The following is an 11674-nucleotide window of genomic DNA, read 5'->3' as shown; positions in this document are numbered from 1 at the left end:
CCCGCTACGACGCGCCCTGAACCCCGGGCTGCGCCACGGCCTCGCCGCACAGCTCACCGTCCAGCAGGGGCTGCCGGGCCAGGAACTCCAGCGCCGACGCCCGCCAGGACAGCCGCGCCGCTCGCTCGGCGCAGACACCACGGTCCAGCTCCAGCGCCCGCAGGCAGGCGCCTTCCAGGTCCTCGTCCATCACCCCGGTGACGCCCGCCTCCAGCACGTCCAGCGGTCCCGGCACGGGGAAGGCCGCCACCGGCGTGCCGCAGGCCAGCGCCTCCAGCATCACCAGCCCATAGGTGTCGGTACGCGAGGGGAACACCAACACGCTGGCCAACGCATAGGCCTCGGCCAGCGCCTCGCCATGGCGGTAGCCGAGGAAGCGCGCCTGGGGATAGGCCGCCTCCAGCTCGGCACGCTGGGGGCCATCGCCCACCAGCCACTTCTCGCCGGGCAGGTCCAGGTCGAGGAAGGCCCGCAGGTTCTTCTCCGGGGCGATGCGGCCGACGTAGAGGAACACCGGGCGCAGCGGCCTGGGCATCTCCGGCCGGGAATGGAAACGTGCCGTGTCCACGCCCTTGCGCCACAGCGAAAGCCGCGTCAGCCCGTGGCCGCCCAGTTCCTCGCGCAAGCGCTCGGTGGTCACCAGTACCGTCTGGCTGGGTCGGTGGAAGGCCCGCAGCACCGCGTAGCCCCAGGCCAGCGGCACCTGCCGCCAGCGCGTGTGGACGTATTCGGGAAAGCGCGTATGCACCGCGCTGGAAAAAGCCAGGCCGCGCTTCACCAGCCAGCGCCGTGCCGCCCAGCCCAGCGGCCCCTCGGTGGCGAGGTGCACGCAGTCCGGGCGGAAGTCGCGGATTGCCGCCCCCACCCGCCACAGGTCCCACACCAGCGGAATCTCCGGGTAGGTGGGACAGGGCACGGCGCGAAAGTCACGCGGCGACAGCAGCTTGACCAGATGGCCGAGCCCGCGCAGTTCGGCCACCAATGCCTGCAGGCTGGTGACCACGCCATTGACCTGGGGTGCCCAGGCATCACTGACGATGAGGATCCTCATGCAGCGGACTCGAGGGCCGGCGCCCGGGCCTCGGCCTGGCGCGCCTGGTCCTCGGCCAGACGGTAGAGCTCGATGGTGCCGTCCCAGTGCTCGATCAGCGCCGTGCAGGACTCCACCCAGTCACCGCAGTTCATGTACTCCACCTCCCCCACCCGGCGGATCTCGGCGTGATGGATGTGGCCGCACACCGCACCGTCCAGCCCGCGCTTGGTGCACTCGTGGGCGATGGACTCCTCGAAGTCGCTGATGAAATTCACCGCGCTCTTCACCTTGTGCTTGAGGAAGGCCGACAGCGACCAGTAGCCGTAGCCCCAGCGCTCGCGCCAGTGGTTGAGCCAGCGGTTGAGGGTCAGGGTGAATTCGTAGGCCGAGTCGCCGAGGAAGGCCAGCCACTTGTGGTAGCGGGTGATGACGTCGAACTGGTCACCGTGGATCACCAGCAGGCGGCGGCCATCAGCGGTCTCGTGGATCGCCTCGTCCACCAGCTGGATGTTGCCGAGCATCAGGCTGGAGTAGCGGCGCAGGAACTCGTCGTGGTTGCCGGTGACGTAGATCACCTCGGTGCCACGCTTGCTCATGGTCAGCAGGCGGCGGATCACGTTGGTGTGCGCCTGGGGCCAGTAGATGCCGCCACGCAGCTTCCAGCCATCGATGATGTCGCCCACCAGGTAGATGCGGTCGGCGTGGTGGCGCTTGAGGAAGCGCGCCAGGTGCTCGGCCTGGCAGTCCCGCGTGCCCAGGTGCACGTCGGAGATCCACAGGGTTCTCACCCGCTGCTTGCGGGGGCGCGCCGGGTCAACCGGCTCCAGGCGTTCGACACTGCTCATCGTGTGGCCTCCAGCGGCTTTTCCCGGATCTTGCGCGGAGGTGGTGAAGTGCAGGTGACCGGCAGGCTGCAAAACGATGACACTGCGGCCGCCAGCGCCAGCAGGTAGACTGGCCGCCTCGCCGAGGACCGCCCCATGAAGCCCATGCTGAGCCTGCGCCGCTACACCCACGACCTGCTCGCCCACAGCCACGACCACGCCCAGCTGGTGTTCGGCCTCAGCGGCAGCCTGGATTTCGAAGTGGGCAGCCTGGGCACCCGCGTCGAGCGCCAGCAGCTGGCGGTGGTCCCGCCTGGCGAGCACCACGCCTGCGGCAGCCCCCGCGGCAGCCTGTGCCTGGTGCTGGACGTGCCCGACGATGCCTGGCTGAAGCACACCCTCGGTCATCACTACGACGCCGGCCGGCGCCTGCTGGAACGCCCCGGCGCCCTGCGCCTGGACCCGAACCAGAGCCAGCTGGTGGGCTGGCTGGCCGCAAGCCCGATCAACGACGCGGTGATCGCCAACCAGGGCGTCGGCCTGCTGCTGGCCAGCCTGGTGGCACCCAACGGCGCATGCGAAGCCCCCGGCGAACTGCCCCTCGCGGCCCTGGATGCCCACCTCGACAGCCACCTCGACCGCCCGCTGCAGGTCGCCGACCTGGCGCGCCTCTGCGGGCTCTCGGTGGCGCGCTTCCACCGCCGCTTCCTCGATGCCACCGGGCAGACGCCCATGGACTACCTGCGCACCCGCCGCCTGCTGCAGGGGCGTCGCCTGCTGCTGGAGAGCAACCTGCCGGTGGGCGAGATCGCCGCGCGGGTCGGCTACAGCTCCCAGAGCGCTTTCACCGCCGCCCTCTCCCGTGGCCTGGGCACCACGCCCCGCGCCCTGCGCCGCCAGCGCGAGTAGCGCGACAAAGCCCGCGAGCCCCGCGACAGACATCGGCGGCACGAGCCTCTAGACTGCCGCCATCGTTCCACTGGGGATCAGCATGACCACCACCATCGAATGGGAAGACTTCCTGAACGTCGACCTGCGCGTCGGCACCATCCGCTCCGCCCAGCCCAATCCCAAGGCCATCAAGCCCGCCTACGTGCTGGAAGTGGACCTGGGCGAACTGGGCCTGAAGACCTCCAGCGCCCAGCTCACCGCCCACTATTCCGCCGAAGACCTGGTGGGCCGGCAGGTGCTGTGCGTCTGCAACTTCGCCCCCAAGCGCGTCGCCGGCGTCCGCTCCGAGGTGCTGGTCACCGGCGTCTATGACGCCGAGGGGAAGGTGGTGCTGGCCAGCTTCGACAAGCCCCTGCCCAACGGCGCACGCCTGGCATGACGCCGCGCAACGCCCTGCTCGCCATCCACCTGGGCGCCCTGCTGTTCGGCCTCTCCGGCATCTTCGGCAAGCTGGCGGAAACCTCGCCGACGGTGATCACCTTGGGTCGCGCGGCATTCGCCGTCATCGCCCTGGCGCTGTTCGCCCGCTTCGTCGGCGGTGACCGCGGCGCACGGCCGGGGCGGCGCCAGTTGCCCGCGCTGCTGCTGGGCGGCCTACTGCTGGGCGGGCACTGGGTGCTGTTCTTCCAGGCGGTGAAGGTCGGCGGCGTGGCCATCGCCACTCTCGGCTTCGCCAGCTTCCCGGCCTTCACCCTGTTGCTGGAGGCGCTGCTGTTCCGCGAACGCATCCACCTGCGCGAAGTGCTGGTGGTGGCCCTGGTGAGCGTCGGCCTGGTGCTGGTGACGCCGGAGTTCGACCTGGCCAGCGATGCCACCCAGGGGCTGATCGCCGCCGTGTTCTCCGGCTTGCTGTTCGCCCTGCTGTCGCTGCTCAACCGCGCCACCACGCGGGGGCTGGACCCGGTGCACGCCGCGCTCTGGCAGAACCTCACCATCGTCGGGCTGCTGGTGTTGCCGGTGTGGCCGAGCCTCGCCGAGCCCCGCGCGCTGGACTGGCTGTGGATCGCCCTGCTCGGCGTGCTCTGCACCGGCCTCGCCCACAGCCTGTTCGTGGCCAGCCTGAAGGTGCTCAAGGCACGGACCACGGCGGTGATCTTCGCCCTGGAGCCGGTCTACGGCATCGCCTTCGCCTGGTGGCTGTTCAGCGAGGAGCCGTCCCTGCGGATGCTGGTGGGCGGCGTGCTGATCATCGCCGCCATCGCCCTGCCTGCCCGGGCTGCGCCGCCGATGGACGGCGCAGCCGGGCAACGCCAGGTCAGTTGACGCTGTAGCCGCGCCCGGCCAGGCAGGCGCCCAGGGCCCGGCGGTAGCGCTCGGTGGCCTCGGCGCCCACCGGGCGCGTCGCGGTGGCGGGGTCGAAGCCACTCTGGCCCACGGCCCAACCGTGGCACTCGTAGCGATCACGGCCCTGCTGGTCGACGCTCTGGCCGTTGGCCGGGTAGGCGATCACTTCGTAGCTGGCCACGCTGTTGCCCTGCACCGTGGGCGGCGGGGCGACCACCTCGTAGCGTTGTGCCGTGCTGTTCCACAGGTAGTAGGAACCGGCGGCAACGAAGTACAGCATGCTGCCGATCCATAGTTCGCGGGCTCCGTCCGGCAGCCCGTGGCCATGGCCATCTCCCGGCCCGGGGCCCCAGTTGCCCCAGCCATGGCCGCCAGGCCCCGGCCCACCGGGACCGCCCGGGCCGGGCGGACCGGCCAGCACCTGGGTGGACAGACCCAGCGCCACGAGCGCCAGGACCAGGGTTCGTTTCACCGACATCGCTCACCTCATCGCAGGACGGCCGCATACGGCGGCCACGGGCGAATTATTCGCCGCGCCCGGTCGATACGCGGTCAGTGCTGTGTAAAGGGGCGGTAAACGTTCTGATACACGCCGCTCAGGGGCGGTCGTTGTGGCCCAGGTCACGGGCCGGGTCGATGCGGTCGCGGACCCGCTGCTTGAGCACCTTGGCCTCGGGGAAGCCGCCGTCGGCCTTGCGCTCCCAGATCTCCACGCCATCGCAGGTGATGCGGAACACGCCACCGGTGCCGGGCTCCAGCGCCACCCGGCCGAGGTCGTCGGAGAAGGTGCTGAGCAGTTCCTGGGCCAGCCAGGCGGCACGCAGCAGCCACTGGCACTGGGTGCAATAGGTGATGACGATCTCGGGCTTGGCAGCGCTCATTTCAGGCTCGGGGCAGTCGGGCGGGCGCCTATAATAGCGGCCTTTTTCCCCCGCCTGACCAGGGAAGCGTTATGCGCCGCGTGCTCCTCGCCCTCACCCTCCTGCTCACCACCTGCTGCGCCGTGGCCGATGCCGCACGGCCCCGCGTCGGCCTGGTGCTCTCCGGCGGCGCCGCCCGCGGGCTGGCCCACATCGGCGTGCTCAAGGCACTGGAGGAGCAGGGCATCCACATCGATGCCATCGCCGGCACCAGCATGGGCGCGGTGATCGGCGGGCTCTATGCCTCCGGCTACAGCGTGGAGGAGCTGGAGAAGCTGGCGCTGACCCTGGACTGGCGCCAGGCCCTCTCCGACGCCCCCGCGCGGGAGGACGTGCCCTTCCGCCGCAAGCAGGACGACCGCGACTTCCTGGTGAAGCAGAAGCTCAGCTTCCGCGACGACGGCAGCCTGGGCCTGCCGCTCGGGGTGATCCAGGGCCAGAACCTCGCGCTCCTGCTGGAGAGCCTGCTGGTGCACACCAGCGACACCCGGGACTTCGACCGCCTGGGGATCCCCTTCCGCGCCGTGGCCACCGACATCTCCACCGGCGAGAAGGTGGTGTTCCGCAAGGGCCACCTGCCCCAGGCCATCCGCGCCAGCATGTCGATCCCGGCGGTGTTCGCCCCGGTGGAAGTGGACGGGCGCCTGCTGGTGGACGGCGGCATGGTGGACAACATCCCGGTGGACGTGGCGCGGGAGATGGGCGTGGACCGGGTGATCACCGTCGACATCGGCACGCCCCTGCGCAGCCGCAAGGAGCTGACCACCGTGGTGGACGTGCTCAACCAGTCGGTGACGCTGATGACCCGGCGCAACTCCGAGGCGCAGCTCGCCACCCTCGGCCCCGACGACATCCTCGTGCAGCCGCCCCTGGCCGGCTACAGCGCCACCGACTTCAGCCACGCCCGCGAAGTGATCGACGCCGGCTACCGGGCCGCCACCATCCTCCAGGCCCGCCTGGCGACGCTGCGCCGGGATACCCGCCCCGGCCAGGACGCGGAACTGGTGCAGGCGCGCCAACCGGGAGAGCGGCGCCCGGTGATCACCCGCATCCAGGTGGAGAACGACTCCAAGGTGGGCGACGAGGTGATCCGCCGGCAGATCCGCCAGGAGCTCGGCGAGCCTCTGGACCTCGCGCGCCTGCAGGCCGACATGGGCACCCTCTACGGCCTCGACTACTTCGAGCAGGTGCATTACCGCGTGGTCAAGCACAAGGACGGCAACACCCTGGTGATCAGCGCCCGGGGCAAGCGCAACGGCACCGACTACCTGCGCCTGGGCCTGAACCTCTCCGACGACATGCGCGGCGGCGGCACCTACAACCTCGGCGCCAGCTACCGGGTGAACGGCCTCAATGACCTGGGCGCCGAGTGGCTGACCCGGGCCCAGATCGGCAGCGAGCAGGTGCTCTACAGCGAGTTCTACCAGCCGCTGGACTACGGCTCGCGCTACTTCGTCGCGCCCTACCTGGCGGCCTCGGCGCAGAACATCGAAGCCGCGCTGGACAACGACCCCATCGCCGAATACCGCCTGCAGCGCTACGGCTACGGCTTCAACCTGGGCCGGCAGATCGCCAACAACGGCGAACTGCGCCTCGGCATCGGCCAGGAATGGGGCGAGGCCGACGTGCGCATCGGCGACCGGCGCCTGCCCAGCTTCAGCTTCAGCAACGGCTACTACGAGGCGAAGTACTCCTTCGACACCCTGGATAACGTCGACTACCCCCACAGCGGGGAGGACATCAAGCTCACCGTGCGCCAGTTCGACCCCAGCCTGGGCGCCGACGACCGCTACCGACAGTGGGAACTCAGCCTGGACAAGGCCTTCACCCGGGGCCCCGACACCCTGGTGCTGGGCGGCCGCTACGGGCGCACCCTGGACAGCACCGAGGTGGTGCTCTCCAGCTTCCAGCTGGGCGGTGCGCGCCAGCTGTCGGGCTTCCGCGAGAACTCGGTGGCCGGGCAGAACATCAGCCTGGCGCGGGCGATCTACTACCGGCGCATGACCCAGCGCTCGTTCCTGCCGCTGGACTTCCCCTTCTACGTGGGCGCCAGCCTGGAGCGCGGCCGCGCGTGGAACCGGGACAACAGCTTCGACAGCGGCTACATCAACGCCGGCAGCCTGTTCGTCAGCTTCGACACGCCCCTAGGCCCACTGGACTTCAGCTACGGCCTCAACGATGCCGCCGAGCGGGCGCTCTACCTCAACCTGGGGCGAACGTTCTGAGCCAGGGCTGACGACAGCGCAAAGAAAACCGGCGCCCTAGGGCGCCGGTTGGAGGTGGGGGCGTGATCAGGCGATCCGCGCGAGCAGCTCGCGGGCTTCCTGTTTCTGCTCCTCGTCGCCCTGGTCGATGACCTCGTTGAGGATGTTGCAGGCGCTTTCCATATCGCCCTGGTCGATGTAGGCCAGGGCCAGGTTGAGCCGCATGATGTTCTCCTGGCGCGCGGCCAGGTGATCCAGGTCGTCGTCGCCCAGGTCGAACACCAGGTCCTCGTCGGCCTCGGCCAGGGGCAGCGGCTCGGCTTCTTCCGGTTCGCCCAGGTGATCCAGCTCGAACACTTCGGGCAACTCGTGGAGGTTGCTCTTGAACGACGGGTCCACCACCGGCTCCGGTGCCTTCACCGTGCTTTCGGCATCACGCGCCGCACGGCCCTTGGGCGCATCGGGTTTGAACGGGCTGAGGCTGTCCCAATCGGCATCCAGGGGCAGGTCGGCGAGGTTGAGCTGGAACTCGTCGGTGAACTCGTCGTCCAGGCCGTTGCGCGGGGCGCTGGGCGCTTCGTCGACCAGGGGCGTCTCGTTGAGGATGAAGGTGGTCTCCTCCAGCATCGGCGCCGCCTCGGACGGCACATCGACAGCGGGGTAGCGCGCCTTGATCGCATCGATGCGCGCCGGCTCCATGCCCATCTCGGCCAGGGTGTGCGCCTCGCTGGCGAACGCGGCGGACTCGCCCAGCTCACCCAGTACCTCCAGCAGGCGCAGGCGCAGGTCGGTACGACGCGGCTCCTGGACGATGGCGGTGCGCAGCGCCGACTCGGCATCGCGGAAGCGCCCGTAGGCGATGTAGATGTTCGCGCCGTCCAGGGAATCGCTGGACGGACGGGGTGCCGACAGCGGGGCTTCGACCCGGGCCGCCGGAGCGACGGGGGCCTCAACCGGGGTGACGACGGCAGCAGGCGCGGCCGGGCGCACCAGCGGAGTGACGGTGGCGCGGGGACGCTGCTGCTCCGTTGCCGGGGCGTTCACCGGCTCGGCCGGCGTGTCGTCAGGCGCGGGCTTGCGCCGACGCACGACCAGCAGCAGAAGCGCCAGTAGGATGGCCGGCACGCCGAGGAACAGCAGGCTGTTGGGCCAGGTGAACAGACCGGTGTCCTCGGGCTCGACGGCGGGCACTGCGCTCGGCTGGGCCGGCGCCGGAGCCGCTTCGGCCTGGGGCTGTGCAGCCGGTTGCTCGGCGGGGGGCGTATCGGTGGTGGCAGCGGGTGCGACGGGCTCGGCCGGAGGCTGCGCAACGGCGCCCTGCTGGAGGGCCCCTTTCAGGCTCGCCAGCTGGGCATCCTTTTCCGCCATCAGTTGCTGCAGCGATTCCAGCTTCAGCTGCAGGTCGGCGATGTCCTGGCGCAGCTGCAGGCGCTCGCTCTCGCTGTTGGCCAGCTCGGTGTCGACGCGACGCTGCACCTCGGCCAGTTGCTGCGGCAGCTCGTGGGGAGCCGGGGCATTGGGCGCGACCGGGGCATCGGGCTCGGACAGGCGCAGGCTGTCGGGGGCGGACACCGGGGCCACCGGCGCAGCCGGCTCGGCACGCGCGGCATCCGGCAACAGCAGGCTCTGGCCGACGCTCAGGCGGTTCGGATCACCATTGGCGAAGGCTGCGGCGTTGAGGGCGTGGATGCCGTTCATCATCTGCGCCGTGCTCATGCCGCTGCCGGCGCTCAGGCGTTGGGCGATGCCCCAGAGGCTGTCGCCACGGGCCACGGTGTAGCGCTTGCCCTGGGTGGCCGGGGGCGCCTCGCGGGGCGCGGCCGGCACTGCCGGGGTCGGCCGGGCGCTGGCGGTACGGGCATCCGCCAGGGGCGCAGCCACCGGTCGGTAGGCCGAGGACTCCGGCGGGTCCAGCAGCAGGGTGTACTCGCGCAGCAGGCGGCCGTTGGGACGCGCCACTTCGACGATGAAATTCAGGTAGGGCTCGCGCACCGGCTTGCTCGACGCCACGCGAATGTGGCCCCGGCTGCCACGGATCATCGGGCTGAAACGCAGGTCGTTGAGGAAGATGAACCGCTCGACCCCCGAGCGCTCGAACACCTCGTTCGGCGCCAGGCTGACCTTGATGTCGCTTTCCCCCAGGTCGCCCAGGTCCAGCAGCTCGATGTCCGCCTCCAGCGGCTGGTTGAGCGCGGAATGCAGGGTGATGTCGCCCAGGCCCAGCGCGGACGCCAGGCCTGAATAAAGCAGCGGTCCCGAGGCGAGCGCCACCAGGAACTTGTTGACTCGAGCCATGAGCCCTCCCCCGGTCATGCCGGCTCGAACGCCACGACGACTCCACGATCCATGGAATGGCCAAAGCGGGCGTTGGCATTGAACGATGTGATGTCGGGCCGATCCCTGTGTAACCCGGCTGAAACTAGTATGGATGCAATTTCCCGAAACGCCCTAAGTAAAGGCATCGGGCCATTACGGACGAATCTTACTGGATTTTCGTCATGAAAGTGACGGAATTCACACAACCGCTGGGCGGTTATAGCGGCTTCGTCAGGCTTTTGTCGCGCGCACGCCCAGGGCGGGCCAGATCGCCAGCAGGAAAAGCAGCGTTACCAGCCAAAAGGTCTGCTGGAAGGCCCAGGCATTGGCCGCGTGATCACCGCCGCCTGCCAGGTGCCGCCACTCGAGGAAGAAGGTCACCAGGTTGACCCCGAATGCGCCGCCCAGCTGGCGCACGAAGGTGATGGCGCCGGCGCCCTGGGCCAGTTCCTCGGCGCTCAGCACATCCAGCGAGCCGGTGCTCAGGGCCGGCAGCAGCAGGCCCAGGCCGAGACGGCCGACGCAGGCCCAGAAGCACAGCACCAGGAAGCTCGCCCCCTCCCCCACCACCCCCAGGCCGAAGCAGGACAGGGCGAACACCAGCAGGCCGCCCACCAGCAACGCGGCGGCCGACAGCCGGTCACTCAGCCAGCCACCGGCGAACGACGCCAGCCCCAGCACCACCCCGGTGGGCAACAGGAGCAGCCCGGCACGCCCGGCGCTGTAGCCATCGACGGTCTGCAGGTAGAGCGGGATCAGGTAGGTGGAGCCGTACAGCCCGAGGCCCAATGCCAGGGCCACCCAGCTGGCCTTGCGGAACGCGACATGACGCCACAGGCGCATCGGCAACAGCGGCCGGGTCGACACCCGGCTGCGCCAGGCAAATCCGCCGACTGCCGCGATCCCCAGCAGCCCGGGTACCCAGCACGACGGTGCCAGCCAGCCGAAGCGCTGGGCTTCGGCCAGGGCGCCGAGCAGGGCGAACAGCGCCACACAAAGGAAGCCGAAGGCCGGCAGGTCCACGCCCGGCGTCTGCCGGTTGCGGTCGCTGGGCATCAGCCATTGCGCGCCAACCAGCGCCGCCACGCACATGGGCAGCGGCAGCCAGAACACGGCCTGCCAGCCGAACTGGTCGATCAGGTAGCCACCGATGGTGGGGCCGAGGGTCGGCGCCACCATCACCCCCAGGCCGTAGCTGCCCAGGGCCATGCCGCGCCCGCCATCAGCGAACACGCGGAAGATCAGCACCATCGCCAGGGGCTGGATGACCCCGGCACAGGCGCCCTGGACAATGCGCAGTGCGATGAGTTGCCAGGCCGCCTGGGCCAGCAACGCGAGCAGCGAGGCGAGGATGAACAGCCCGATGCCGAGCTGGACGGTACGCCGCGCGCCCAGCCGGGCCTGGGCCCAGGCCGAGAGCAGGAGCCCGGCGGTCATCGCTGCGAGAAAGCCCGTGGCCAGCCACTGGGCCATGGGCCGGCCGATGGCGAACTCCGCCATCAGGGTCGGCAAGGCCACGTTGATGCTGGTGGAGGCGAGGATCATCGCCATGCTGCCGACCATCAGCAGCGCCAGCAGCCAGTGGGGATAGCGGGAACCGTAGCGGGTGTGCAGGGCCTCGAGGTCCTGCGACATCAGCGCCGTTCCAGGTTGGCCAGGATCTTCGCGTGCACCTGCTGGCAACGACGCAGCTCGTCCTCGTCGATGCCGGTGAAGACCTCACGGCGCAGCTGGCTGGAGATCGACTCGATCTTCTCGATCAGCGGCCTGGCCTTGGGGCAGAGGGTGATCTTCTTCGCCCGGCGGTCCTCGGCCACGGCCAGGCGCTGGACCAGCTCCTGGGCTTCGAGGCTATCGAGCAGGCGCGCCAGCGTCGGGCCTTCGACGCCGACGCTCTTGGCCAGCTCGCGCTGGGTGGGAAGTTCTTCGAAGCGGGCCAGGTGCAGCAGCACCAGCCAACGAGCTTGGGAAAGGCCTAGGTCGACCAGACGACGGTCCATCTCCGCTCGCCAGGCCCGCGACATCTGCGCAAGCTGCATGGCGAAGCGGTGTTGATCGGTGTGGGACATGAAACGGACTCTGACAGCCAAAACTAATAATTAGCGAGCTAACCATAGGCGGCGATCCGGAGCAAGCCGCAGA

At 69.7% G+C, this 11674-nt stretch carries 11 protein-coding genes; 4 read left to right on the top strand and 7 right to left on the bottom strand.

Going from position 1 to position 11674, the window contains the following annotated elements; all coding sequences use genetic code 11:
* Positions 1-4: 4 nt before the first annotated feature.
* Together BM198_RS12375 and BM198_RS12370 are read right to left on the bottom strand one after the other, a co-directional pair.
* Positions 5-1051: a glycosyltransferase family 4 protein gene (locus BM198_RS12375; protein WP_074970283.1), complete on the bottom strand. Its 1047-nt coding sequence runs from the start codon at positions 1049-1051 to the stop codon at positions 5-7.
* Complete coding sequence (locus BM198_RS12370) at positions 1048-1878, bottom strand: UDP-2,3-diacylglucosamine diphosphatase (protein WP_074970281.1); 831 nt, start codon at positions 1876-1878, stop codon at positions 1048-1050. The genes BM198_RS12375 and BM198_RS12370 overlap by 4 nt, the downstream gene beginning before the upstream one ends.
* A gap of 135 nt (positions 1879-2013) precedes the next feature.
* Here BM198_RS12370 and BM198_RS12365 point away from each other — a divergent pair, with 135 nt between their 5' ends.
* The 3 genes from BM198_RS12365 to BM198_RS12355 all read left to right on the top strand — a co-directional run bounded on the left by BM198_RS12365 (position 2014) and on the right by BM198_RS12355 (position 4071).
* Positions 2014-2766, top strand: a complete 753-nt coding sequence (locus tag BM198_RS12365) for a helix-turn-helix domain-containing protein (RefSeq protein WP_083422377.1) — start codon at positions 2014-2016, stop codon at positions 2764-2766.
* An 82-nt stretch (positions 2767-2848) separates the two neighbouring features.
* Positions 2849-3187: a tRNA-binding protein gene (locus BM198_RS12360; RefSeq protein ID WP_074970279.1), complete on the top strand. Its 339-nt coding sequence runs from the start codon at positions 2849-2851 to the stop codon at positions 3185-3187.
* Entirely contained in the window at positions 3184-4071 is an 888-nt protein-coding gene (locus tag BM198_RS12355; protein ID WP_074970277.1) for a DMT family transporter, read from the top strand. The genes BM198_RS12360 and BM198_RS12355 overlap by 4 nt, the downstream gene beginning before the upstream one ends.
* Here BM198_RS12355 and BM198_RS30150 read toward each other — a convergent pair.
* Both BM198_RS30150 and BM198_RS12345 read right to left on the bottom strand, forming a co-directional pair.
* On the bottom strand, positions 4064-4570 hold the full coding sequence (locus tag BM198_RS30150) for a hypothetical protein (protein WP_074970275.1): 507 nt from the start codon (positions 4568-4570) through the stop codon (positions 4064-4066). The genes BM198_RS12355 and BM198_RS30150 overlap by 8 nt on opposite strands.
* A gap of 118 nt (positions 4571-4688) precedes the next feature.
* Positions 4689-4973 carry an Rdx family protein gene (locus BM198_RS12345; protein WP_044408823.1) on the bottom strand — a complete coding sequence of 95 codons (285 nt, stop codon included), beginning with the start codon at positions 4971-4973 and terminating at the stop codon, positions 4689-4691.
* Between the two features lie 71 nt (positions 4974-5044).
* On the opposite strand from BM198_RS12345, the gene BM198_RS12340 reads away from it, so the two are divergent.
* A complete protein-coding gene (locus tag BM198_RS12340) occupies positions 5045-7237 on the top strand; it encodes a patatin-like phospholipase family protein (RefSeq protein WP_044408826.1) in 2193 nt (730 codons plus the stop codon).
* A 66-nt stretch (positions 7238-7303) separates the two neighbouring features.
* Here the strand turns inward: BM198_RS12340 and BM198_RS12335 are convergent, their stop codons facing one another.
* The 3 genes from BM198_RS12335 to BM198_RS12325 form a co-directional block, all read right to left on the bottom strand.
* Positions 7304-9511: a motility hub landmark protein FimV gene (locus BM198_RS12335; RefSeq protein ID WP_208610360.1), complete on the bottom strand. Its 2208-nt coding sequence runs from the start codon at positions 9509-9511 to the stop codon at positions 7304-7306.
* 252 nt (positions 9512-9763) lie between these two features.
* The gene (locus tag BM198_RS12330) at positions 9764-11167 is read right to left on the bottom strand and encodes a DHA2 family efflux MFS transporter permease subunit (protein ID WP_074970273.1); all 1404 of its coding nucleotides are present in this window, start codon (positions 11165-11167) and stop codon (positions 9764-9766) included.
* On the bottom strand, positions 11167-11601 hold the full coding sequence (locus BM198_RS12325) for a MarR family transcriptional regulator (RefSeq protein WP_044408832.1): 435 nt from the start codon (positions 11599-11601) through the stop codon (positions 11167-11169). Before BM198_RS12325 ends, BM198_RS12330 begins: the two co-directional genes overlap by 1 nt.
* Between the last annotated feature and the right edge of the window lie 73 nt (positions 11602-11674).

The sequence above is a fragment of the Metapseudomonas otitidis genome (genome assembly GCF_900111835.1).
In the GTDB taxonomy this organism is placed as follows: domain Bacteria; phylum Pseudomonadota; class Gammaproteobacteria; order Pseudomonadales; family Pseudomonadaceae; genus Metapseudomonas; species Metapseudomonas otitidis.
The sequence above is the reverse complement of the archived record's forward strand: the minus strand, read 5'-3'. Positions and strand labels throughout refer to the sequence as shown.